The 24,536-nt window shown below is 54.6% G+C and carries 16 protein-coding genes; 12 read left to right on the top strand and 4 right to left on the bottom strand.

Translation table 11 applies throughout. The annotated features are described in order from the left end of the window. Positions 1-171: 171 nt before the first annotated feature. From FRY97_RS07320 to FRY97_RS07295, 6 genes are all read left to right on the top strand, one after another. Complete coding sequence (locus tag FRY97_RS07320; protein WP_147166790.1) at positions 172-5,634, top strand: T9SS type A sorting domain-containing protein; 5,463 nt, start codon at positions 172-174, stop codon at positions 5,632-5,634. A 749-nt stretch (positions 5,635-6,383) separates the two neighbouring features. Then, entirely contained in the window at positions 6,384-6,926 is a 543-nt protein-coding gene (locus FRY97_RS07315; RefSeq protein WP_147166789.1) for an RNA polymerase sigma factor, read from the top strand. 231 nt (positions 6,927-7,157) lie between these two features. Further along, the gene (locus FRY97_RS07310; protein ID WP_147166788.1) at positions 7,158-7,847 is read left to right on the top strand and encodes a TetR/AcrR family transcriptional regulator; all 690 of its coding nucleotides are present in this window, start codon (positions 7,158-7,160) and stop codon (positions 7,845-7,847) included. Between the two features lie 175 nt (positions 7,848-8,022). Then, complete coding sequence (locus FRY97_RS07305; protein WP_147166787.1) at positions 8,023-9,813, top strand: peptidase domain-containing ABC transporter; 1,791 nt, start codon at positions 8,023-8,025, stop codon at positions 9,811-9,813. A gap of 19 nt (positions 9,814-9,832) precedes the next feature. Further along, positions 9,833-11,227 carry an HlyD family secretion protein gene (locus FRY97_RS07300; protein ID WP_147166786.1) on the top strand — a complete coding sequence of 465 codons (1,395 nt, stop codon included), beginning with the start codon at positions 9,833-9,835 and terminating at the stop codon, positions 11,225-11,227. Next, positions 11,227-12,666: a TolC family protein gene (locus tag FRY97_RS07295; protein ID WP_147166785.1), complete on the top strand. Its 1,440-nt coding sequence runs from the start codon at positions 11,227-11,229 to the stop codon at positions 12,664-12,666. Before FRY97_RS07300 ends, FRY97_RS07295 begins: the two co-directional genes overlap by 1 nt. A gap of 214 nt (positions 12,667-12,880) precedes the next feature. Here the strand turns inward: FRY97_RS07295 and FRY97_RS07290 are convergent, their stop codons facing one another. Then, positions 12,881-13,246 (bottom strand): DUF7009 family protein, encoded by a 366-nt coding sequence (locus FRY97_RS07290; protein ID WP_147166784.1) that lies wholly within the window; start codon positions 13,244-13,246, stop codon positions 12,881-12,883. Positions 13,247-13,371: 125 nt separating this feature from the next. Here FRY97_RS07290 and FRY97_RS07285 point away from each other — a divergent pair, with 125 nt between their 5' ends. Beyond that, the gene (locus tag FRY97_RS07285) at positions 13,372-14,286 is read left to right on the top strand and encodes an OmpA family protein (protein ID WP_147166783.1); all 915 of its coding nucleotides are present in this window, start codon (positions 13,372-13,374) and stop codon (positions 14,284-14,286) included. Positions 14,287-14,331: 45 nt separating this feature from the next. Then, positions 14,332-15,501 carry a helix-hairpin-helix domain-containing protein gene (locus tag FRY97_RS07280; protein WP_147166782.1) on the top strand — a complete coding sequence of 390 codons (1,170 nt, stop codon included), beginning with the start codon at positions 14,332-14,334 and terminating at the stop codon, positions 15,499-15,501. 11 nt (positions 15,502-15,512) lie between these two features. Here FRY97_RS07280 and FRY97_RS07275 read toward each other — a convergent pair whose 3' ends face one another. After that, positions 15,513-15,860, bottom strand: coding sequence for a hypothetical protein (locus FRY97_RS07275; RefSeq protein ID WP_147166781.1), 348 nt, complete (start codon positions 15,858-15,860; stop codon positions 15,513-15,515). Between the two features lie 378 nt (positions 15,861-16,238). Here FRY97_RS07275 and hemN point away from each other — a divergent pair, with 378 nt between their 5' ends. From hemN to FRY97_RS07255, 4 genes are all read left to right on the top strand, one after another. Beyond that, positions 16,239-17,591 carry an oxygen-independent coproporphyrinogen III oxidase gene (gene hemN, locus FRY97_RS07270; protein WP_147166780.1) on the top strand — a complete coding sequence of 451 codons (1,353 nt, stop codon included), beginning with the start codon at positions 16,239-16,241 and terminating at the stop codon, positions 17,589-17,591. A 115-nt stretch (positions 17,592-17,706) separates the two neighbouring features. Further along, a complete protein-coding gene (locus FRY97_RS07265; RefSeq protein ID WP_147166779.1) occupies positions 17,707-19,062 on the top strand; it encodes a vanadium-dependent haloperoxidase in 1,356 nt (451 codons plus the stop codon). Between the two features lie 35 nt (positions 19,063-19,097). Then, positions 19,098-20,294, top strand: coding sequence for a M20 metallopeptidase family protein (locus FRY97_RS07260; RefSeq protein WP_147166778.1), 1,197 nt, complete (start codon positions 19,098-19,100; stop codon positions 20,292-20,294). 6 nt (positions 20,295-20,300) lie between these two features. Beyond that, a complete protein-coding gene (locus tag FRY97_RS07255; RefSeq protein WP_147166777.1) occupies positions 20,301-20,666 on the top strand; it encodes a YraN family protein in 366 nt (121 codons plus the stop codon). Position 20,667: 1 nt separating this feature from the next. On the opposite strand, the gene FRY97_RS07250 is transcribed toward FRY97_RS07255, so the two are convergent. Both FRY97_RS07250 and FRY97_RS07245 read right to left on the bottom strand, forming a co-directional pair. Continuing rightward, positions 20,668-21,510: a hypothetical protein gene (locus FRY97_RS07250; protein ID WP_147166776.1), complete on the bottom strand. Its 843-nt coding sequence runs from the start codon at positions 21,508-21,510 to the stop codon at positions 20,668-20,670. 147 nt (positions 21,511-21,657) lie between these two features. After that, positions 21,658-24,429, bottom strand: coding sequence for a VPS10 domain-containing protein (locus FRY97_RS07245; RefSeq protein ID WP_147166775.1), 2,772 nt, complete (start codon positions 24,427-24,429; stop codon positions 21,658-21,660). Positions 24,430-24,536 lie beyond the last annotated feature (107 nt).

Below are 24,536 nucleotides of genomic sequence, written 5' to 3'. Positions count from 1 at the left end.
CCCTTCTGCCTGGCAACGATAAAATCAGGCAACGGGCTCCGCCCTAGCTGACCCTTAGAAAGAAGCTAATAGCAACTTAACTGAGGAGACTGCCCAGACCGATTATTTGACAAATGCATTGGCCATGTATTTGTCAGGCGTGAGGCGCTCCTTCGTTTTATCTCATGAGTTATGACCACACCGAATGCCAACCGCAACCGCATCCGGCTACAGGCAGGGTATATCCTCCCGGCTGTGGCTGACTCAAGTGGTGCTCTACCACTGGGCAGCGTGCTCTGTACCTTCTTGTTCATTTTGTCAGCTGTATGGCCTGCCGGGCTGAATGCTGCCTCTCCTTTGGCTGCCCCTTTCTGTGGGACAGACACTCTGCCTCCCATATTGACCTTCCCGGCTGCTGGCTTGCAGCAAGAGCTGTCTGCCTGCGAAGCGGCTTCTTCTGCCGTTTTCTTCTTTTCCGTATCAGCTAGTGATGCCTGTGACCCCGCCCCCGCTGTCGTTGTATCCCCCGCAGCTGGCAGCGAAGGTTTTACGGTAGCGGAGCTTTCTCCTGGCAGTTACATGGCCTGGGGGCCTCCTGGCAGCTACGCCCTTATTGCTGAGGCCTCAGATGAAGCCGGCAACGCGGTACAAGCCGAAATACCTGTTGGGGTAACTGTAGGAGGATTGGCAGGGGCGGATATCGCATTTGCATGCAACGATACCGTCCGCGTCCCGCTAGATGAAAACTGTCAGCGGGTGCTGACGCCAGATATGCTGGCAGAAGGCAGCTTGGGCTGCCTGCCGGTTTCTTATTTTCAAATCGAAATAGCAGATGCTGACCCTTCCAATGGCCGGGTACTGGATGGTCCAGGAGTATACTCCTATGAATTGTTGCCTCAGGAGCAGGCGGTGTATACGGGGTTCACAGGCTCGTTCTTTTCTTCTTTTTGGCCGCGCAGGTCACAGCCTGGGAGCGAGCTGGCTTTTTCCGCTGACAGTCTTGTGCTCGCTGGGCAGTCAGACTGGGCTGTTGCCGCGTATGCTTTCCGGCACCCGGCAACGATAACCTTTGAGGCAGGCCTATCAGAAGGCGAGGGCGAATTGGAGGTAGCCCTGCTCGATGCGTCAGGTGGGGTATTGGAAACCTTCAGCCAGTCTGATGCAGGCAGTGCTACAATGGCCTGGAGCGCAATGCCCGGGCAAGTGCTCCGGGTATGGTTCCATGGAGGTGCTACCGGTGGAACAGCCTTTGTTACCGGGCTCGAGGCCTCCTTTAGTATAAACGGGGCAGAGGGTATTGAGGGCTGTTGGGGGGTTATTGTCGCGGAAGATCTTACGCCTCCAAGCTTGGCTTGCCCGCCCACTGCCTCAGAGGCTACCCGGTCTTTTGAAGTTCAGACCGCTGAGCTGCTGCTGTCGGAGGGGAGCCCGGTTTGGCAGACAGGCACATTTGGGTGCTTGTCCACTGCGCTGCCCGGCATGGGCATCCGCCGATATGAAGTGCTTCCTTTTACCGTTAGCGAAGAAGATCTGTACACCTTTCAAGTGGAAGCAGCGCTGGATAATGGCGAAGGTTATGCCGCTGTGCTGCAGGATGGCTTCAGCCCGCTCAGCCCCTGCCCTGGGCTGATTGCGCGTCAGCAGATAACCTCCGAGGGGAGCAGCCGTATTGCGCTGCCATTGCGCCCTGGGCATACGTACTATCTATTGGCCACTACGGTTTCACCGGGCGCATCGGGCAGCTTCTCCTTCCGGGTGCGCAGTGATGCAGGCGGCACAGTAGACGGTTGGGCAGATGGTTGGGCACCTTTCACCGAGCGGCTTTATTGCGAGGACATTAGCTGGGCTTTGCAGGCAGACAGCCTCTCTTGGACCGGCGAGCCTACAGTTGACGATAATTGCGGGCCGGTCAGCTGGTCGTACGAAGATGAAGTGATCGAAGCGGATGCCTGCAGCAGCCTCCGGATTGTCCGTACATTCAGTGCGACAGATGGCGCAGGCTTGTCCGATACCTGTGTGCAGGAAATCAATTTTGGGCGCCCTGAAGTAGGCGATGTCGTTTTCCCCCCATTTAGTTTTCCGATCAGCTGCGAAGAAACCTACCCTGTTGATGACAACGGGAACCCTTCGCCCGCTTATACGGGCTATCCTTTTGTGCAGACGATACAGGGCGCAGCCCGGCTCGATGAGGTATACTGCAACTTGGGCGCTACCTACGAAGACAGCCCGCTCATTGAGGTATGCGAAGGTTCTTTCAAGTTTCTCCGCACCTGGCGTGTCATCGATTGGTGCGCTCCGGAAGAGAGCATTTTCAATTATGGGCAGACCATAAAGATTGGGGATTTCGTGCCCCCGGCTGTATCCGCCCCTGAGCTCGACCTTGATGCCAATGGGCAAATAGATAGCATACTGGTCTATAGTACACAGCCATTTGACTGTACGGCTGCCTTTGTAGCCCCCTGGCCGGTAGTTTCCGATAATTGCACAGGCTGGACTGTTTTCACGCAAGTGGTTACTTACGCCGACAGCATAGTGTTTAATGCTGCGGGTATGCCTGTCGATACCGTAGTGAACACCTTGGTCCGGGCTAATATACCGGAAACCGCTGCAGACCGTTTCGTTTGGGGTATCCCGGCAGGGGAGCATTTCTTCCGGTACAAAGTAACTGATGACTGTGGCAATGTAGCGCTTTTTGAAAGCCCGTTCCGGGTCGATGACCTCACAGAGCCCGTTGCTGACTGCAACGAACAGCTCAATGTGTCCCTTAATCAAGAAGGGGGGCTGCTCCTGCTGGCCGAAAGCGTAGACGAGGGGAGCTGGGACAACTGTGGGCTGGAGGGCTTTGCAATCCGCCGCGAAGTAGCTGTAGACGGTGCCTGCGCCCCATCGGAACCCTATATGACCCCCTGGGCAAACGAAGCGGCCTTTACCTGCTGTGATGCAGGGCAGGTTGTAGCTATAGAGCTGCTCGTCCGTGACTTGGCAGGCAACGAAAACCGCTGCTGGTCGGAGGTGTTCGTTGAAGATAAAATTGATCCCGTTTGTGTGCCGCCCGATCCGGTTACGCTCTTCTGTGATGAAGTGCCTGGCAATTTCCGCCCAGACAGCATCCCCCAGCTGCAGGCTTTGTTCCTTTTGCCTGAAGCTACCGACAACTGCGGAGCCGATTGGGAAGAGCTGCCCCCTGTGCCTCAATTGGACGACTGCGGGGTGGGGCGGATAGTGCGCCACTTCCGTGCAATCGATGGCGCTGGTAATGTATCGGAAAACCCTTGTACGCAGGAGGTGAGGCTAGAGCCACGCCACGATTATCAAATCCGCTTCCCAATGGATTCGGAAGCCCTGTGCGGTGTGCCCAACCCCGATACGATAGAAGTCTTTGCCCAAGCCTGCGACCTTTTGGCTGTAAGTGTGGCAGATACCGTCTTCTCTGCTTCCGGCGATGAATGCTATAAAATATTCCGGACCTACCGGGTCATCAACTGGTGCGAGTACGATGGGGAAGCTCCCCCAAGAGTGGTCGGCCGCGATGAAGACTGCGATGAGCAGCCCGGGGACGAAGCCGTTTGGGTGGTCCGTCAGCCGTCACAGGCCTATATAGACCGCGACAGCATGCCGGCCAACGCTAATCCCCAAGCGGGGGAGAAAGGGACGGTCTGCGATGGGCAAACCAACCCCGAGGGCTATTGGCGCACTGTTGCCTCCAATGGCTTTTGGCAGTACCGGCAAATTATTAAGGTATACGATGATGTCCCGCCGGTCATCGCTTTTGTGCCGCCCCTGCCAGTGTGCAGCAATAATAATGAAACCTGCCGGGCATATGCTGAATACCTGTTTGCCATAACAGACAATTGTACGCCCAACGATCTGACCATCACCGTCTTGTACGATGAATATTCCGACGGTACGATCGACTCCGTCATTACAGACATCTTTGGGACTTACCCCAAGTGGAAACTGGCAGGCGACTGGCCGATAGGGGAGCATGTTTTTGAGATAAGGGTAGAAGATGGCTGTGGCAATCAGGCTGCAGCCGATATGCCATTTGAAATCGTAGACTGCAAAGCGCCTGCGCCAGCTTGCATCAGTGGGCTTTCTGTGCCGCTCATGCCGGTAGAGCCGCAGACTGATGTGGATGGGGACGGCGATTTTGACAGAGGCGCGATGACGCTATTTGCTACGGAGTTCATCGCCAGCCCTTATACCGACTGCAGCATGCCGGTTACTTACAGCATCAACCGGGTAGGGGAGCAGCCCTCCCGGGACCAGACTTCCTTAACGATTACCTGCGATGACTTGGGCATACTCTTGGTAGAAATTTATGCCTGGGACAGCGCCGACAACCCCTTCCGTGTGCAGCCGGACGGCACAACGGGAGGGCCCAATTATGATTATTGTGAAACCTTTGCTCTAGTGACCAACAACCTGGCGGATTGTGATATGCCCCTGCCTACGATTGCCGGTGCGATAGAACGCATAGATGGCATACCCGTACCTGGTGTAGAAGTGAGCCTAAGCGGCTTGATCAGCCAGTCCGCCCAAACTGAAGAGGCTGGCACCTACCAATTTGAGAGCTTGGAGCCTGGTTATGATTATACCCTCACGCCATCCTTGTCTGCCAATGTACACAATGGGCTGACCACCTACGATGTTGTCCTCATCGGGCAGCATATCTTGGGCATTCAGCCACTGACTTCCCCCTATCAGCTGCTGGCGGCGGATGTGAACAACTCCGGCTCTGTAAGCACCTTGGACATGATCCGCCTCCGGCAGGTCATCCTGAGCATACTGCTCGAATTCCCGAACCAAGACAGTTGGCGGTTTGTGCCCAGAGATTTTCATTTCGAGGACCCCGCCAACCCATGGCTGCACCCTGTGCCTGCCGCAATTACCCTGAATGACCTCCCAGCCGCCGGTGCATTCCAGCAAGATTTTATCGGCATCAAAGTTGGGGATATTGATCTGAGCGCTATTGTCAACCCTTTGCTGCAGATCGATGAGCGCAATGTGGCCGGGGAGCTCGCCCTGGCTTTTGAAGACCTCCGCCTTGCTGCAGGAGAAGAGGTGGAAGTACCGGTTTGGGCAGACCTCTCTGGCATCCAAGGCCTACAGGCGCTGCTTGCTGTAGACCCCGCTATGGCCGAGCTGCTTGCTGTCGAGCCTGGCGTCATTGGCGGGCATAGCTATAACACAGGGCTGCCAGGAGCTGGCCGGCTTGCGGTGAGCTGGGCGGGCCCGCCTTCCGGGCAGGAGGGTGAGCAAGTGCTGCTGAGCCTGCGCCTGCGCGCTCGCAAGGATATCGTGCTGAGCCAAGCGCTCTCCTTAGGGCAACATCCGAGCCTCTATCCAGAAGCTTATGGTGCGGGCCAAAAGTATGACCTTATGCTCAGCGCACTAGGGAAGCAGCCCGCGCTGCCAGTGCTCACCGCATTTCCGAACCCCGCCAATGGTGCCCTACAGGTCAGATATGACATACCCCAAGCGGGGCGCCTCGCTTTGTTTAACACCTCTGGGCAACAGCTGTCCTCCACTGAGCTACAGGCGGGCTCTGGGCAGACCGTCATCGACCTCCGTCAGGTGCCTGGGGGAGTCTATACGCTGAAGCTGCAAAGTGCAGGCGCTGTGAAAGCCGTACGGGTTGCTGTCGTTCGGTAGCGGACAAAGGAGGGGGGCGGAAAAACATTTCATCTCCTTGGCCATAGCCAGTGAATTACTGTAAATCAGCCAGCACATCTCCCTGATGCGTTCTTGCCACGTTTTCCGGTCTTAAGCGACTACTGCACAAATGGAAGCCGAGGCAGCTGGCACACCACACAATAGACGGGCGCAAACCAGATTGTCATTTTTTGCCTGCCCCCTCCGCAAGGATAGGGGCCTGCCCCTGCACAATGTGATGGGGCCTCCCCCTGCCTAGCGGCAGGGGGCGCTATGCTGCGGGGCTCGCTATCCGCTCGGCCCTATCGGGCTAATACCCCTCCGCAGCGCTAGGCCAATGCCAGGCTAGAGCCTAAACGCCTGTGGCATTTTGGCACACGCCCAATAGTTCGGCTCGCCATCTTTTCCCTTCCTTATGCTGAGGCTGCCTTTGTTTAGCGGAGGCACAGTGGGCGGTCCGCTCACCTGGCCTGTCCTAGCTGAAAGTGTACCGATGTCAGGTATACTATTTATATGTTAGGTATGCTATTATTAGAGATAGTACAGTCCGGTACCTTCAAAAGCCATGTAAATAGCGGGTATTAGGCACTATTTAAATTTTTTCTAAAAAAGGGTGCCGCTTTTAAACCAGATAAACACGATTGTGTTCTATCTTTGTATAATAGTAAAGCTATTAATACTTAAAGCGAGGCTTAAGTAAGTGAAAGTTTAAATCAGCAGGCAGAGGCCTGCACAAACAGAAGTGGCTTATGTCAAACTTGGAGTTCACACAGTCTTTCTATCAGTACCGCCCCACCTTGATGTCATTTGCGGTGCACCTGACCAAGGACGAGGAGGAAGCGAATGACCTGATGCAGGATACGGCTTACAAGGCTTTCAAGTACCGCAATATGTATAAGCCCCACACCAACCTAAGGGCTTGGCTGATGACAATTATGCGGAATACCTTCATCAACAACTACCGTCAGCGTAAGCGCCGCCGCACTTTGCAGGACAGTACCGCCAATCAGTACTGGATCAATGCGGGCAACGGGCAGGCGTACAATACCGGAGAATCAGAAGTGACGATGAAGGAGCTGATGGGCATGGTAGAGCGCTTGGACGACTGGCTCAAAGTCCCTTTCCTTATGCACTATCAGGGGTTCAAGTACGAAGAGATTGCTCAGGAGCTGGAAATCCCGTTGGGGACAGTCAAGAGCCGCATCTTTTTTGCCCGCCGAAAGCTGCAAGAAGGCTTGGAGAAACTATACCCTGTTAAGAACATCAAGGAGATGATGGCAGCCCGGAACTAGCTCGCCTGCTTTAGCTCAGGTGGGCGTTTGCGGCCTTGGTTGGCAGCTGGCTCGGCCTGCTATAGGCTGGGCGGTCAATCAGCATTTGGCCCGGTTTTGATCAAGTTCCGCTCGTTCACCGTTGTGGTTGCACCTTAAATAAAAAGGTATGTCTAGGTATTTACGGCCCCAACCACTAGCTCCTGCCCTCCCTTGGTTTTTTCTTTTTCCCTGGCAAACACTGGCTGACCTATGTTTTCTGTAGAATTGACAATCAACGAGAATCTTTACAAGAATGACCCGCAGCGCACCGATTTAGGGCGCAAGATACTGCAGCACAGTATTTTGATGATAGACGAGTGCGGGCTGGAGCGGTTCAATTTCCGTAAGCTGGCCGTCCGTATTGGCTCTACGGAGGCTTCTATATACCGGTACTTTGAGAACAAACAACGGCTGCTGATTTACCTGGTCAATTGGTACTGGGAATGGATGCGGTTCCGGATTGAGCTGAAAGTGCTAGAGATAGAGGACCCTCTGTTGAAACTTCAGGCTGTCATCAGCTGTATTGTAGATACTGCAAAGCGGAATACCTCTATTTCCTATATTGATGAAGATGTGCTGCACCGCATTGTGGTAGCTGAAGGCACCAAGGCTTACCACAATAAAGCTGTGGACCTGCAAAACCGGGAGGGCTTTTTCTTGGCTTACAAGGCGTTGTGCAAGCGGATCGCTGGGGTGATCTTAGAGAATAACCCTGAATTCCCATACCCGCATACCTTGGCCAGCAATATGTTGGAAATGGCGAACAACCATATCTTTTTTGCAGAGCACCTGCCCCGTCTCACCGATGTGGACGGCAAGGGGGATGTGCCCCGTCAAGTAGAGCAGCTGCTTTCCTACTTTACGCTGCGGCTGCTCAAAGAGGAACGAGTCAGTGCTTAACCGGCTAAAAGCCTTACAATAAATAGAGTTTTCCTCAACCTAATCAATCCAAAGCGTATTTCGAACCTGTTGCGTTCTGGCAGGTTTTTACTAAGGAATAAAAAGGGCTTGCAAAAGCCTGAAAGACAATTAACAAGGGGCATTGCCCTTCAATGGTCACCTTACAACACCGACAATGGCTGATTACAATTCTTCCCGCCCGCTGCAGCGGTTCTTCAAGCTGCTGGAGCTGGACAAAAAAGACATCACCTACATCTATATTTACGCCATTCTCGCCGGCCTGATCACCCTCAGCCTGCCACTTGGCATACAGGCGGTCATCGGGCTGATTGCCGGTGGAGCCATTTCTACTTCCCTCATCGTACTTGTTGCGATCGTCACTTTGGGCACAACCTTGTCGGGGGTGCTGAAGGTGATGCAGCTGACGGTCACAGAGACCATACAACGGCGCATCTTTGCCCGGTCAGCCTTTGACTTTGCCTACCGCATACCGCGTATCAAGCTGGATGAGGTAGTCCGGTTTTACCCGCCAGAGCTGGTCAACCGCTTTTTTGATACCCTGTCGGTGCAGAAAGGGCTGCCCAAAATCCTTATCGATACTTCCACAGCGGTCTTGCAGATTCTGTTCGGGCTCATCCTTATTTCCTTTTATCACCCTTTCTTCGTTTTCTTTGGCCTGGCTTTGGTCTTTATCATGTTCTGGGTGTTCCGCCTGACCGGCCCCGGCGGGCTGAAGACAAGCCTCAAAGAGTCAAAGTATAAATACGAAGTGGCTTATTGGCTGGAGGAGGTCGCTCGGGCCATGAACACCTTTAAGCTTTCTGGCGGGACCTCTTTCTCCCTCAACAAAACGGATGGCCTGGTCTGCAATTACCTCGATGCCCGTAAAGACCACTTCAAAGTACTGGTCAATCAATACAGTGCTATTGTAGCCTTCAAAGCTGTCATCACGGCAGCGCTGCTGTTCCTTGGCGCCTACTTGGTCATTCAGAACCAAATCAATATCGGGCAGTTCGTGGCGGCAGAGATTGTGGTCATACTCGTGCTCAATTCTGTGGAAAAGCTCATATTGACCATGGACACCATCTATGACGTACTGACGGGGCTCGAAAAATTGGGCGCAGTGGTAGACTTGCCTATCGAAGGGGAGGAGGGTACCCGCTTTGAGCAGATCGATACGGGCACGGGCATAGAGGTAACTTTAGAGAACTTGCAGTTCCGGTTTGCGGATGCTACCAAAAACACTCTGGACAACTTGAGCCTGAGCATCAAGCCAAATGAGCGGATTTGCATTGCTGGGTACAATGGCTCTGGGAAATCCACCCTCCTACAGATTATGGCCGGTCTGTACACCGACTTCCGCGGCGCGATCTCATTCAATGGCTACCCTATGCAAAACCTCAATATCCATACTTTGCGGCAGCAGATTGGCGATTATTCTGCCCAAGAGGATATTTTCCGGGGCACCATATTGGAGAACATTACCTTCAGCTGCCCCGATGTGCCTATGAAGGAGGTGGTCCGCATCAGCAAGCAAATAGGGCTTAGCCCTTACATCGACCGCCTGCCGGACGGGTATGGCACCATGCTTTTGCCGGAAGGCAGTAATGTGCCGCAAAGTGTGCGTACCCGTATTATTTTGGCCCGTTGTATCATCTCGAAGCCCCGCATGCTGGCTGTAGAAGGCTTTTTCTACGGCATAGAGCAGCAGGACCGTGAGATGATATCTGATTTCCTGACTTCTCAGGAGCACAATTGGACCATGATCACCGTGACCGATGACCCCGTGCTGGCTTCCCGCTGTGACCGGATCATCATCATGAAAGACGGGAAAATTGTGGAGCAGGGCGACTTCAAGAGTGTAGCCCAAGGCATGCACTTCAAGCAGGTGTTCACTTGTGTGAATAGTGTGATTTCCGAAAACGGGCAGTTGAAGCAAAGCACTGCTTCCCAATCTGGTTCTTAACTCAAAAACGGCTGTCTCTATGCTTAATATTTCAGATAACTCGGTCAATACAGAGGTCGCCTTCAACGGCTTTAACGCTTTCCACAAAACAGCGCTCTCACCGGCTAACCGCATGTTTACCCGTTGGCTGCTGGCCGTCGCTGCCCTTTTCTTCATCTTTATGTTCTTACCTTGGACACAGAACATACAATCCAAGGGCAAGGTGACGACCCTGCAGCCCGGGCAGCGCCCACAGACGATACAATCAACCATCGCGGGCCGCATTGAGCGCTGGTACGTCAGGGAAGGCGAGCTGGTGAAAAAGGGCGACACCATCGTCAACCTTTCGGAGATCAAAGCGGAGTACTTCGACCCCGACCTGGTACAGCGCACCAACCGGCAGGTTGCAGCAAAAGAAGGCGCAATTGCCTCCTATAGCCAAAAGGTACAAGCGCTGAATGAGCAAATTAAGGCCATGCGCTCAGAGCTGGAGTTCAAGCAGCAGCAGCTGGCCAACAAAATCAGGCAGAGCGAGTTCAAGCTGGCTTCTGCTGAGGCAGACTACCAACAGGCCATTGTGCAGGATTCTATTGCCAGCCAGCAGTACAACCGTGCAAAAAGCCTCTTCGAGTCAGGCATTAATTCCCGGACGAAGATGGAGGACAAACAGGCCAAATTGCAAGAGACAAGCGCTAAGCTCATCTCGGCTCAAAATAAAGTACAGGAAGCAAGACAGGAACTGGAAATTGCACGGCTCGACCTAAACACCGTAAGGCTCTCTTACAATCAGAAAATCGCCAAGGCAGAATCGGACAAGTTCAGTACGCTTTCTGCGCAGTTCGATGCAGAAGGCAGTGTCAACAAGCTCCGGATACAGGCTTCCAATTACGAGCAGCGCAGCCAATTTTATTATATCGTTGCCCCACAAGACTGTTATATCACCAAAGCCATCAAGCCGGGTATCGGGGAAACGGTCAAGGAAGGCGAGGGCATTGTGACCATCATGCCGGCAGATTATGAGCTGGCCGTTGAGCTTTACGTAAAACCGATGGACCTGCCCCTGGTCAACCTCGGGCAGGAGGTCCGCTTTATTTTTGACGGTTGGCCAGCGTTCATTTTCTCTGGCTGGCCTGGCCAGTCTTTTGGCACTTACAGCGGAGAAGTGGTGGCCATCGATAACATGATCAGCGCCAATGGAGAGTACCGGGTATTGGTCAGCCCGCATGAGCATGCGGAAAAGCCCTGGCCGCAAGCCCTTAGGGTGGGCTCAGGCGCACAGGGCATTGCCCTGCTCAACGACGTATCGCTCTGGTATGAAATCTGGCGGCAGCTCAATGGTTTCCCACCGGATTATTACGGGGAAGATACCACGCCCGAAGAGGTAAAGGAAAAAGGGAATTTCGAGTTTAAGGCACCTGCAAAATCAATCAAATAGTGAAGTACGGCATACTACTTGCAATCGGCCTGTTCGCAGCTGGGCTTGCACAAGGGCAGCCTCTCTTGGACAGTGCCGCAGTACTAAGCGCGGAACGCTACTTGGGCTGGGTGGCACAGTACCACCCCGTTGCCCGTCAGGGGCGGCTGCTGGGGGTGCAGGCTGAAGCTATGGAGCGCTTGGCCCGGGGCGGGTTCGACCCTAAGCTTTATGGCGACTGGGACCAAAAGTCGTTCAAGGAATCAGATTATTTTGGTTTTGGCGAGGCAGGCGTGAAAGTCCCAACCTGGTGGGGCATAGAGCTCAAAGCAGCTTATAGCGTAGCAGACTATGATGCGATTTATCAAAACCCGGAGCGCACCCTCCCTGAGCAAGGGCAGGCTGTGCTTGGCATCAAAGTCCCTCTGGGGAGAGGGCTTTTTATTGATGACCGCCGGGCTGATTTGGCGCAGGCCAAAATTATGGCGCAGGCCAATGAAGCAGAACGGGAGCGTATGGTCAACGATCTGCTGCTCAATGCTGCGGATGCCTTCTGGGCTTGGTGCGTAGCTTACAATCAGCTGCAGGTTTTTGAGCGGGCTTTGGCCATTACGGAGCAACGCTTTGGAGGGGTTGTGGCAAGTTTCGAAGCAGGCGATCTGCCTGCTATCGATACCCTGGAGACCATGATCCAAATACAGAACCGTCAATTTGACCTCAACAACGCCCGTATCGTATACCGGAATGCGACGCTGATGCTCTCCAATTACTTGTGGAGCCAAGAGGGGGAGCCTTTGGAGGTGACCAATGCTTTGCGCCCGCCCCTGCTTTCTGGCTTGGAAGCAGTGCCGCTGGCAGAAGGGAGCGAAGCGCTCTGGAGAGAAGCCCGGGAGCGGCATCCAGAGCTGCGCGCCTACGACTATAAGCTTCAACAGTTGGAAATCGATCGCCGGCTGGCGGCAGAACAGCTGAAGCCCCGGCTCGACTTGGAGTACAACCTGCTCGGGGAGGGGACCAACTTCGTGCCCGGTGCAGCTGCTAATGATGGCCTTAATGGGCTGGTAGCACAAAATTTTAAATGGGGCGTAAGGTTTGATTTTCCCCTCTTGCTCCGTAAAGAGCGGGGGAAGCTGGAACTGACCCGCATCAAAGTGCAGGATGCAGAGTACGGCTTGCAGCGCAAGCAATTAGAAATCGCCAACAAAATCCGCAATTACATCAACGAGCAGGATAACCTCCTTGAGCAGATGGAGCTTTACTCGGGAGCTGTGGCCAACTACAGGGCCCTGCTTGATGCGGAGTACCAGAAGTTTGATATGGGCGAAAGCTCTATCTTCCTGCTCAATTCACGGGAGCAAAAGCTCATTGAAGCACAGCTGAAATTGACCGAGCTCGAAGGCAAGTTCTTCCTGACCCGCCAAAAAGTGGAGTGGGCTGCAGGCCGGCTTGGGCGTCAGTAGCGGCTTTGCCTGAAGCGAAGTTTTACAGCCGTGAGCCAAAATATCGCAGGCGTTTAGGCTCTAGCCTGGCATCGGCCTAGCGCTGCGCAGGGGTGGCAAGCCCGATAGGGCCGAGCGGATAGCGAGCCCCGCAGCATAGCGGCACCTGCCTGCTGGCAGGGGCAGGCCCCCACTAGAAAAACGACAGCCTGGTTTGAGCCCATTTTTGCTTCCCTCATTCTTCCGGTGCCAGCTCCCGGAAGGTATCGGCTTTGTTTTCCATAGGCCGGTGCGCGCATGGGAAGTCCTTCTCTATCAACAGCTCTAGATCGGGCAGCCCCGCAGAACGCTGCGTATGAGAAATGCCTACCTGATCGCTATCTATCCATTGGCGGGCCTGCTGATCGGGCAGGGTCACCGTCAGTTCCCCGTCTTTAAAGTTAGCCGAGGGGGCTTGAGCCCGCCCCATTTCCAAGCGGAACACAAGGTCCTTGCCAGGAAAAGACAGCCGGGTAGTGACCGCCTGCTCAGCCTGCAGCTGGCTGATGTCTGATTTGCGGAGGCGCAGCCGGATATGCTGAGCCGTAAATCTTGCTTTCATGGTACAGTTCATTTGCGGATAGCGAAAAAAAGAGGGCACGCATACAATAAAGGGGCGAATTGCTTACTTTAGAGGGTGGCCCCAAGTATGCAGCCCAAGTGCCCATTAATAACAATCACTCGCTTATGCGGTTTCTAGCCTTCCTGACCTTTTTAGCCTTTCTCGTTTTTGCTTTGCTGGCTCGCTGGTATTTTGTCTGCGAATTGAGGCAGGCCTGTGGGCCAGGGGCACCGGTAGATGCCCGGCTGCAGACGCTTCAGCTCACTGAGGGGGAAGACGTTTTGTTGAGGGGGTATGATCAGCTGGCTTTTGATTCGGCCAGCTTGTCCCCTCGTACAAACGCCAACAACATCACTTTTTTGGATACCTTGGCGGCCATCCTGCAGGCCCGCCCCAACCGCAACCTGACGATCACGGCCCTTTTCCGGGAAAGCGAAGTGGGCATCGCTCCTGGGTTTTTTGAAAACCTCGGCCTCGCACGGGCCGATCAGCTGCGCAAACTGCTCATCAAGCGGGGCGTCCCGCAAGACCGCTTCTCTCTGGATTATGGCATTAGCGAAGACCGGCGGCTCCGCGAGCCTGCCCTGTTCAACCTCTATGACCCCAATGCTGTGGCCGGAGGCTTTGAGAAGGTCTTGTTCACGTTCAAGAACATGACGTTTTCTGATGCCAACTTTGCCTACAATTCCGCCGAGTTCAGCCCTGGGGCATCGCTCCGTTTGTATGCCGATTCTGTACAGACCTATTTTAGCCTCAACCCAGATGCTTCTATGGCCATCATTGGGCATACCGACAGCATCGGTTCTGATGCCTACAATTTGGACCTAGGGCTCCGGCGGGCGGAAAGCGCAAGGGCATTCTTCAGAGATTCTCTTGATGTTGAAGTGCCCATTGTGGTTGCTTCAGAAGGGGAGAGCCGCCCCGTAGCGCCCAATTCTACTTCCCAGGGTGCAGACAATCCGGAGGGGCGGCAGAAAAACCGGCGGGTGAATTTCCGCCTGCTTGCAACCCCTGCAGATACGATGGCCATTGTTCAGTAAGATCAGTTGGCGCCTTCCTAAAACATCCAATTTAAACTGCTTTCTATGGACTTCAGCACATTATTCAGTGAGCTCACCGGGCGTGAAAGCCTGTTCATTTTAATTGTCATGTTGGCCGCTTTCCTATTGGGGCTGCTCACGGGCTACCTCCTGCGCAGCCGGCGGGTCATTGCGCTCAAGCGGGAGCTAAAGGATAAAAAAAAAGAGCTGAGCGGAGCCAAAGCTGAGCTGGAAGCCCTGCGCGAGCAGCTGGCGTTGAAAGATGCTGACCAAAAAAAGCTTGGCTTTTCCCTCCAGGAAGCTGAGGTAAAAAGCAAACGCCTGGAAGAGGAAAAAGAGCAGTTGAACAAGGACGTATTCATGCTGCGCCGGCAGCTTGAGGAAGGGGGCTCATCGGATGAGGCCATGGCGCAGGTCGTAAAGGAGCTGAACGCAGAAATTGAACGGCTGAAAGCCCGATCTCCAGAAGGCGCTGCCGAGAGCCAAGCCCTGTTGTTGAGGCGTATGGACGAGCTCTCCGCCCAAAATAAAACCCTGCTAAAGGCCATCCGTGAACAGCACCGGCTAGGGTTAGCCGCCCCAGCTGTGGGCGAACGCGATTTCCCCGCAGTACATCCTATGCCGGGCCTTCCGGATGCTCCCCTTGTTGATCAGGAGCCCGAACTGGGCCTCGCTACTGAAAAGCCGGTCGGGGATAAGATTCTGCCCTTGGAGGAAAAGCCGGAAAGGGATGACCTGACGCGGATCGAGGGCGTAGGCCGTTTTCTGGAGCAGCAGCTCAACGGTGCGGGGATTTACACTTATGAGGAAATCAGTACTTGGGACAGTGCCCGCGTTCAAGAGGTTACTCAGGCTATCGGTTATTTTGAAGGCCGCATAGAGAAAGACCGGTGGGTGGAGCAGGCGGCTCAGCTGGCGCTGCAAAAACAGGAAAGCCCTGATGATTTTTTACCTCGCCCACAGCCTTTGTCAACAGATGAAACAGAGCTGACCCTCTTTTCCGGGCTGACTCCGCAGGCAGAGGCTGCCTTGCAGTCTGCTGGCATTCGTACTTGGGCAGACCTCGCCGCTAGCAGCTTGGCTACACTAGAAAATATCTTAAAGGCTTCTGGCCCTGAGCTGAGCAGCCTCAATCCAGAGCAGTGGCCACAGGAAGCTGCCCTTGCCGTCAAGGGCGAATGGGCAGCGCTAAAAGGGCAACAGCAGCAGGCGTAGTCTAGGGCGTGCTAAAGCTCAAGCCCGTCTAAGTCTCCAAGGTCCGGCTGCTGATAATGTTTTTTGGTGAAGGCGCGCGCTTTCTGGCGCTCAAGGACCAGCCTTGCCAGTGCGATATTAGCAGGCTCAGGACAGCGGGGCGAAAGGGCAAAGTTCACTTTTTGTTCACTGACATCGAGGCGGTAAAGGTTGCTCAACAGGACTTCCAGGTTGAAAGCGATCATCTCGGCAATCTGGTCTGCCAGAAAGCGGAGCAGGTCTTCTTCACTCGCATTGGGGGCCTCCTTGCCCTCCTGTATGCCAAAGTCTTTTAAGATAAGCGCTTTGGCCAATTCTAAATCTTTATCGGAAGTAGGCATGCTGCAAACTTAAGGCCTTTGGATTGGGCGTGCTAAACTTTTGAGCATTTTGAACAGCTCTTTCTATCGCTCAGGTGCAAAAAAAACCCGGCGGGGTGCCGGGTTGGAGAAAACTGGAAAAATGGGTTAATGGGATTTAAGCCGTTTCAATTGGTTGGAATAATGAGCCTTAAGGGGTTATACAAGGCTTAAGGTTATGGGTTTTAGGTGTTTTCGGTTTATAGAGGCAGGGAAAGGGCCGATTCCACATCTGCACGCCAACTTTTTTTATTTTTCTTTGGCAGGGCTGATGAAGATCACCCGGGCAGCCTGATGATGGTCAGCAGGCCGCAGGGCCGCCCTCGGTAGCTTTGTGCCCAACTAACCTCTCCATAAACGATGAATACGCATCAGCTACTGGGCAAGTACAACGTGCCTGTCCCCCGTTACACTTCCTACCCAACCGTGCCCTATTGGGACGAAGGCTGCCCTACTGTAGTGGCTTGGGAGAAAAGCGTACTGTCCGCTTTTGGCGAAAGCCGGGAAATCAGCTTGTACCTCCATCTGCCATTTTGTGAAGCCCTCTGTACCTATTGTGGCTGCAACAAGCGGATAACCAAAAACCATGGGGTAGAGCACCCCTACATCGAAGCGGTGCTGAACGAGTGGGCCATGTACAGGGAGATGCTGCCCGGGAGGCCTGTACTCAGAGAGCTGCACCTAGGAGGGGGCACGCCAACCTTCTTTTCCCCGGAAAACCTGGAGTACCTGCTTTCCTCCATCCTCAAAGACGTAGATCTCGCACCGGGTTATGAGTTTGGGTTTGAAGCCCACCCTGGTACTACATCAGTCCGCCACTTGGAAGTGCTCCGTCAGCTGGGATTCACCCGGCTCAGTATCGGCATACAAGATTTTGCCCCGGAGATATTGGCCATTATCAACCGCAGGCAAACGTTCGAGGATGTCCGTTTGGTAACGGAAAAAGCCCGCGAGCTGGGCTATACTTCTATCAATTACGATCTCATTTTCGGCCTTCCGCTACAGACCCCTGCTCATATTCGCGATACGATGGCGAAAGTAAGAACATTGCGCCCGGAGCGCATCGCCTTCTACAGCTATGCCCACGTTCCATGGATCAGCCCTAGTCAGCGGGCCTATGCAGAATCTGACCTTCCGGTGGGCGAAGAGAAGCGGGCCTTGTACGAGCTGGGGCGCGAGCTGTTGGAATCTGCGGGCTACGCCGAAATAGGTATGGACCACTTTGCGCTCCCCGGCGACAGCCTTTATGAGGCGATGCAGGCGGGCACGCTCCACCGCAGTTTCATGGGGTACACACCTTTTACGACCCACCTCAACCTTGCCCTAGGCGCTTCCTCTATCAGCGATAGCTGGGGCGCATTTGTACAGAACGAAAAGAAAATCGAAACGTATCAGGAACGGGTCAATGCCGGGGAGCTGCCGCTCATCAAAGGCCATTTGCTGAGCCGTGAAGACCGGGAGCTGAGGCAGCACATCCTAGATGTCATGTGCCGTTATCAGGCCAATTGGGAGGCAGGCTCGCCGGGCGAAGCACTGGCTGCAGGCCTGAGCAGGCTACAAGAGCTGGAAGCCGATGGGCTGGTCCGGATTGAGCCGGGCCGCCTACAGGTGACGGCCTTGGGCAAGCCGTTTATCCGTAACATCTGTATGGCCCTTGATGCCAAATATTGGCAGCGGCAGCCTTCGGGCCGTTTGTTCAGTCAGGCGGTATAGGGCCTCTCCGGGCGAGGGGCTACAGGCACTTGCGGTAAGAAAGGAGGATAGCGTGGCCCTTTTGTGCGGCAGACTTGTTACATTTGGTAAGGATTCATCACTCAACTGGACAATTATGTATCGGAAAGTTGGCCTTTACCTTGTTATGCTTGTCGGGCTGCTCTATTCCTGTCAGCCTGCCAACCCTAATTTTCAACAGGACCTTGACCAAGCAGCCTATTTTCACCGGTCTATGAAGAAGCTGACCGACGTTATCGTCTACGATATCTTCTCGCCCCCGGTGGCTAGCCGCATCTATGCTTATTCTAGCTTGGCCGCTTATGAGGCTTTGCAGCCTGGCCACGCTGAGTACAACACGCTGTCAGGCCAGATCAACGGGCTGGAGAACGTGCCTCAGCCTGTGGCTGGGCAGGAATATGCCTATCCGTTGTCGGCTTTGCAGGCTTTTCTCAAAGTAGGCACTGCACTTACTTTTTCGGAAGATAAAATGCTCGCTTACCAAGAAGAGCTGTTCCAAGAACTAGACTCTCTGGGCATCCCTGGCGACGTATGGGACCGCTCCCTGGCTTACGGCAATCAAGTAGGCGATTTTATCTTGGCCTGGGCTGACGGGGATATGTACAAGCAGACCCGTACTTATCCGAAGTTTTCCATAACGGACGACCCTGCCCGTTGGCAGCCTACCCCGCCAGATTATATGGATGGCATTGAGCCTCATTGGCGTGAAATACGTACGCTGGTCCTAACATCTCCCGATCAGTTTACGCCCCCGCCCCCTACGCCCTTCAGCACAGACCCCGACAGCCCGTTTATGAAAGAAGTCATGGAAGTGTACCATGCCTTGCAAGTGGAGGATGAGGCAGAACTGGAAGAGCGCAATGAAATTGCCAGTTTTTGGGACTGCAACCCCTACGTTTCCCATCATACTGGCCATGTGATGTTTGCTACCAAAAAAATCACCCCCGGCGGGCATTGGATTGGCATTACCAAAATTGCCTGCGAAAAGGCGCAAGCCAGCCTGATGCAATCGGTGGAAGCTTACACCCTTACTTCTATCTCGCTCTTCGATGCTTTTATCAGCTGCTGGGATGAAAAGTACCGGAGCAACCTCATCCGCCCCGAAACGGTCATCAATAAATACATTGATGAAGATTGGGTCCCTGCCCTTCAAACCCCGCCTTTCCCAGAGTATACAAGCGGGCATAGTGTGATCTCGCGTGCAGCAGCAGTAACGCTGACCTCCCTGTTCGGGGAAGGCTTTGCTTTTGTAGATAATACAGAAGAAGAGTTTGGCCTGCCCGTCCGTTCTTACCCATCTTTCCTGGCCGCTTCAGATGAGGCTGCAGTGAGCCGGTTGTACGGGGGCATCCACTACCGCCCTGCTATAGACAATGGGGTGGCGCAGGGTGAGAAAGTGGGCAAGTTCATCGTGTCTAAGCTGAAGGCCAAACAGCAGCTTAGCAGCAAGTAATGCTCATTTTATCAAGGCCTACAACTCGGTTTTCAATGCTCAAGGATAAAGTACAACAGCTTGCCCGTCAGTTTTTTCCAGATGTGGTAGCACAGCGCCGTCATTTACATCAGCACCCCGAACTGTCGTTCGAAGAGGTGGAAACTGGCAAGTTCATTGCAGGCCAGCTCGAGAAGCTGGGGATACCTCATCAAACAGGAGTGGCGGACAATGGCGTGGTCGGCCTCATTGAAGGGGGCAAAGGCCCGGGCCCGGTCGTTGCCCTGCGTGCAGATATAGACGCCCTGCCGATTACGGAGGCTAATGAAGTCGTTTACAAATCAAAGAATGAGGGGGTGATGCATGCCTGTGGGCACGATGTGCATACGTCTTCTCTGCTCGGGGCGGCCCGTATCCTGCAGGAATTGCGCAGTGAGCTCAGAGGTACGGTCAAACTGATTTTCCAACCTGCGGAAGAACGGCTGCCGGGAGGGGCTTCCCTTATGATCAAGGAAGGGGTGCTCGAAAATCCGCGCCCGGCTGCTATTGTGGGGCAGCACGTCCACCCTCCGCTCGAAGTGGGGAAGGTAGGGATGCGTGGAGGCAAGTATATGGCTTCTGCCGACGAGCTCTACGTCACAGTGAAGGGAAAAGGCGGGCACGGTGCTCTTCCTATGGATTGCATCGACCCCATCGTCATTACTTCCCACATCATTACGGCCCTGCAGCAGGTCATCAGCCGGAATGCCAACCCTGCAGTCCCTTCAGTACTGACTTTCGGCCATATCGCTTCTACTGGCGGCGCGACGAACATCATCCCCAACGAAGTCAAGCTCAAAGGCACTTTCCGCACTATGGATGAGGCTTGGCGGTTCGAAGCACACCAACGGATGAAAAAAATGGCGGCCGCCATAGCTGAAGGCATGGGCGGCTTTTGTGATTTTGATATTCAGGTTGGATACCCGGCTCTGATCAATGACGAGCCGCTTACCGAGAGGGTCAGGGCGTATGCTACCGAATACCTCGGCCCGGAAAATGTTGTGGAGCTGCCTATACGCATGACAGCGGAAGACTTTGCGTATTATTCTCAGGAAATGCCGGCATGTTTCTACCGCCTGGGCACCGGAAATGCCGCCAAGGGCATCAATTCGCCTTTGCATACCAATACCTTTAATGTAGACGAGGATGCTCTGGCGATCAGTACGGGGCTTATGGCTTGGGTGGCCATCCGTCAGCTGGAAGATCAAGCCTGATCCGTCATGGCTAGGCAGCAAGATACCGGAGCCGCTGGCGAGCAGATTGCCCGCCGTTTCTTAGAGGAGAAAGGGTACGCCATCCTCGAACAAAACTGGCGGTACCGAAGGGCAGAGGTAGATCTTATCGCCAGGCACGGCAAAACGTTGGTCTTTGTCGAGGTCAAGACCCGCAGCAGCACTGCATTCGGCGAAATTGAAGATTTTGTGACCCGCCACAAAGAAAGCCTGCTGGCTGCAGCTGCTCACGCCTACATCGACCTTATCGACCACGATTGGGAGGTGCGCTTCGACATCATCGCTGTACTTTACCTCGATGAAAAATCCTACAGTGTGAAGCATCTGGAAGATGCCTTTTTTCCTGGGCTGTAAGCTATAAGACGGTGTTCCAAAATTGGTAAACCGGTGAGGAGGTTCCACCTGCTACCCTACGGCTCAGCTCGTTGAGCAACCGGCCTTTGACAGGCTCGAAGTCCTGTTGTTTGGCTTTGAGCAGAAAGGCAATAGCAGTTTGGCGTTCTGCTTCGTTCAAGCTTTCATCCCGGCTAATGCTCTGCCTCAGAAAATCAATCCCCTGGCTCCAGGTTTTTAGGCCTGCCAATTGAGACATCACCAAGTAAAGCTCCAGCTCTTCTACGCTGCCGGCAAGCAGCTGCAAGCCCGAAAGCTCTTGTAGTGCGCCTTCCAGTGCAGCCAGCTTATCGTCTTCCGGATGGTATATCTGTTCTTGAAAAAAATCCCTTGCGCGCTCATAGGGGGCATCGGCCTGGTGGAAGGAAAAAAGCGCTGCCCGGGCTTGGTCCATGGCAATCAGGCTGGGCAGGGCCTGCATCAGTGCTTCGTCCCGGGGCATTTGCAGGCCCGTGCGTTGTTCCAATTCTTGAAAGGCATAGCGAGCTGCCCGGCTGTCTTCAAGGGCAGCATCATAATTGTTGAGCTTCCATAAACAGAGGGCCCGCAGCGCCAGGGCATTGCCCAGTAGGCCATTCTTTCGCAGGCTGCTGCGGCGGTTCAGTGCTTTTCCTGCGTGGTAGGCCGCTTCCGCATAGCTGAGGGTAGGTGAAACTGCTACCTCTGGCTGAGGCGTAAACCGCTGCTGATTTTCTGTAGCCGCCGCCGCATTGAAGGCACGTTGTGCCTGCCCCAGGTGGTTCATGGCACAAGAGGAAAGGAATAGGAAGCTTGCCAAAAGTAGGGTAAAAGGATTGTAGCTCATAAGCCTGGCTTTTTAGAGTGTGTTGGGATTTTCGGGGCGAAGTATAAGCGAAAAAGTGTCCCGCTGTCTAGCGGGACAGACTGATTACTAAAGTCCCAATACGCTCTTAGTGTCACAAAAATATGGGTATCTTCAAGGGGTAGGGGTTCAGTACAGCGCATCCCCGCTCACATCGCCTACCTTGACGCCCTTGATGCCCGTGATGGCCCCGTTGGCAAGGTCTTCTTCAGTGATAGGGAAAGGGGAGTGGATCAGCCCTTCGGCCCCTTGAGCTTCTCTTACAAACCGCCAGCTTTCCTGTGCGGGGAACTCCGTGTTGATGCCCAAAATGAGTTTCCGGATTTGTATCAGGTCCAGTGTAGTGATGCTTCCTGTGAGGTTGACATCAGCTGCCAGCAGGTGGAAAGGAGAGGGCAGTGGCTCAACCCCAAGGATGTGCCGGTTGATGAGGATAAGGTCTAAGGTGGAAACCCCGTTGGTATCATCTCCATCTTTGCTTGGCCGAAGGCTGCTGCCAGGTGGCGGTACATCAAGGCTGAACAGCCCTTGTGCGTTGGTTGTGGTGGCGGTGCTGGCAGGCAAGAGCTCAAGGGCTACCCCGCCCATAGGCCCTTCATCGGGCTGTACAGCCGCTCGGATTTGGCCGCTTAGGCTGGCTGGGGGCTCTAGGCTGGCCAGGTCTAAGCTGTACATAGACCTGCCGTAAGTGCCAGCATACAGCTCTAGTGAGGGCAGGTGGAGGCAAAGGTCGCTTACGACTACCGGAGGCAGCCCCTGCCCGAGCGCGTGCCAAGACAGGCCCCCGTTGAAACTGACGTAGGCGCCCAGGTCGTTCCCCAAGTACAGGCGCTCCGGCCGGTCAGGGTCTACTACAATTTCGTTGACAGGCACTTCTGGCAGCCCGGCTGAAATGTCCTGCCAAGTCTGCCCTCCATCGGTACTTTTGAATACATGAGGGAGGTAGTCATCAAAGCGGTAACCGGAAAAGGTCACATATACGGTGAGAGGGTCGTCTGGTGCAGCAGCGACGCGGGTTACCCATCGGTTTGGCAGCCCCGCTGAGATATCGGACCAGGTTGATCCCCCATCTGAAGTCCGCCATACCCTGCCATTGTCAGAGCCGGTGTAGATGATTTGCGTATCTACAGGAGAAACTGCAATGCTGGTGATCGTCCCGTAAGTCAGGTTGTCGCCGGTTTCGCCCCCGGTCAGGTCCTCGCTAATGGGCTGCCAAAATACCGCCCGGTTGACAGATTTGTACACCCGGAAGGTGCCGTAGTAGAGGCTGCGGGGGTTTTGGGGGTTCATGGCCACCGGCGTGCTCCAGTTGCGGCGGTCGGAGCTGAAGATGCCCGCCAGGGCTGATTGAAAAGAGGTGCCCCCGTTCACTGAGCGCCGGAGGCGGCCGTTTTGGGATTCGAGGTAAACGAACTGATTGTCCTCGGGGTCTACAAGGCAGTAGAAGCCATCGCCACTCCAGATGGCCTGCCAATTGCTGATGCCGCCAGAAGTGGTGCGTACCGTGCCGTTGTCTTGCGTTCCGCCATAGCGCCTAAGCGGGTTGCTGTAGTCAATTTCACAGGTGTAGAACTGAGTTATGGGGAGGCTTTCGCGGTGTGACCAGCTTTGTGCGCCATCCTCTGAAATGTAGAGCCCTCCGTCATTGCCGAGCACCATATAATCCGGGTTATTGGGGTCGATGTAGAGGTCGTGCTGATCGACATGCACACCGGGGGTTACGGCTTCCCAGTTTTGGCCGCCATCGGTTGTGCGGTACATGGGCAGGCTGGGGAGGAAGACGGTCTCTGCATCCGTAGGGTGGGGGAACATCCGGCCGAACCACCACATGAAGCTAGGCCCTGTCGCGCCATTGGTGCCAGTGGGGGACCAGGTGTCGCCCCCGTCATTGGAGCGGTAGACCTCAAAATCATCGCCAAAGGGGGAAATATACTGTGCGTACAAGGTATTGGGGCTGGAAGGCGAAAGCGCCAGCCCTATCCGGCCATTTTCGCCCCCAGGCAGCCCTCCGGAAAGTTGCTCCCAAGTGTCGCCCCCGTCATAACTTCGGTACACACCTGAGCCATCGCCCCCGTACTTGTAGTAATCTGGCCGGCGTACCCGCTCCCAAAGGGCAGCGTATAACGTATCGGGATGGTAGGGGTGGATGGCCAGGTCGATCCCCCCTGTGGAGTCGTTTAGGTAAAGGACTTGCTCCCAGGTCTGCCCTCCATCGGTGGTGCGGTAGATGCCGCGCTCGGGGTTAGGGGCATAGAGCTTGCCCATAGCGGCGACATAGGCGTGGTCTGGGTTGGAAGGGTGCACGGCTATCCGGCCAATGCTGCCGCTCTGCGGCAGCCCGATATAGGTAAAGGAATCGCCCCCGTTGGTGCTTTTGTACAGCCCAGCCCCATCGTAGGCAATAGATCCGCCACCCGCATTGGCCTCGCCCGTGCCCACATAGAGGGTCTGTGGGTCGGAAGGGGCAATATCCAAGTCGCCAATAGCCAGGCTAAGGGCATCGTCTAGTATGGGCTCGAAGGTCTGCCCTCGGTCATAGGAACGGAATACGCCCCCGGATGCGGCGCCTATGAATAGGGTATCAGGAAAGGAAGGGTGGACAGCAAGGCTCGCTATGCGGCCGCCTACATTCATAGGGCCCTTAAACGCCCAAGAAGGCATATTGGAGCGCGTAGCCTGCTGCCGTTCAGCTCGCTGTTTAGCTTTCACTGCTTCTAGGTAAACAGCCTGATTGATTTGCCCGTAAGGGTAAGCCCGTTGCCGGAAAAACCAGTCGCTGGGCTGGGCCTCTTCTTCTCCTTGGCTCCTGCTCTCCTGTGGCTGAGGGGGCTGCCCACAGCTTAGCAGCCCTGCAATGAGCACAGCCAGGACACCGCAGGTAGCAATATGTTGCTTTTTCATAATCCTTCGTTTTTGGGTAGCCCCGGGTTTGGCACCTCAGGGCTTTATAGCGGAATCGAAACTAATAACTTTTTGAATAAGCGCGCCGCAGAAAGCAGACTTTGAGC

Source organism: Phaeodactylibacter luteus (assembly GCF_007993045.1).
Taxonomy (GTDB): domain Bacteria; phylum Bacteroidota; class Bacteroidia; order Chitinophagales; family Saprospiraceae; genus Phaeodactylibacter; species Phaeodactylibacter luteus.
The sequence above is the reverse complement of the archived record's forward strand: the minus strand, read 5'-3'. Positions and strand labels throughout refer to the sequence as shown.

Coding starts and splice junctions, on each gene's coding strand:
- FRY97_RS07320 (WP_147166790.1), top strand. CDS start 172: ATGACCACACCGAATGCCAACCGCAACCGCATCCGGCTACAGGCAGGG.
- FRY97_RS07315 (WP_147166789.1), top strand. CDS start 6,384: ATGTCAAACTTGGAGTTCACACAGTCTTTCTATCAGTACCGCCCCACC.
- FRY97_RS07310 (WP_147166788.1), top strand. CDS start 7,158: ATGTTTTCTGTAGAATTGACAATCAACGAGAATCTTTACAAGAATGAC.
- FRY97_RS07305 (WP_147166787.1), top strand. CDS start 8,023: ATGGCTGATTACAATTCTTCCCGCCCGCTGCAGCGGTTCTTCAAGCTG.
- FRY97_RS07300 (WP_147166786.1), top strand. CDS start 9,833: ATGCTTAATATTTCAGATAACTCGGTCAATACAGAGGTCGCCTTCAAC.
- FRY97_RS07290 (WP_147166784.1), bottom strand. CDS start 13,246: ATGAAAGCAAGATTTACGGCTCAGCATATCCGGCTGCGCCTCCGCAAA.
- FRY97_RS07285 (WP_147166783.1), top strand. CDS start 13,372: ATGCGGTTTCTAGCCTTCCTGACCTTTTTAGCCTTTCTCGTTTTTGCT.
- FRY97_RS07280 (WP_147166782.1), top strand. CDS start 14,332: ATGGACTTCAGCACATTATTCAGTGAGCTCACCGGGCGTGAAAGCCTG.
- FRY97_RS07275 (WP_147166781.1), bottom strand. CDS start 15,860: ATGCCTACTTCCGATAAAGATTTAGAATTGGCCAAAGCGCTTATCTTA.
- hemN (WP_147166780.1), top strand. CDS start 16,239: ATGAATACGCATCAGCTACTGGGCAAGTACAACGTGCCTGTCCCCCGT.
- FRY97_RS07265 (WP_147166779.1), top strand. CDS start 17,707: ATGTATCGGAAAGTTGGCCTTTACCTTGTTATGCTTGTCGGGCTGCTC.
- FRY97_RS07260 (WP_147166778.1), top strand. CDS start 19,098: ATGCTCAAGGATAAAGTACAACAGCTTGCCCGTCAGTTTTTTCCAGAT.
- FRY97_RS07255 (WP_147166777.1), top strand. CDS start 20,301: ATGGCTAGGCAGCAAGATACCGGAGCCGCTGGCGAGCAGATTGCCCGC.
- FRY97_RS07250 (WP_147166776.1), bottom strand. CDS start 21,510: ATGAGCTACAATCCTTTTACCCTACTTTTGGCAAGCTTCCTATTCCTT.
- FRY97_RS07245 (WP_147166775.1), bottom strand. CDS start 24,429: ATGAAAAAGCAACATATTGCTACCTGCGGTGTCCTGGCTGTGCTCATT.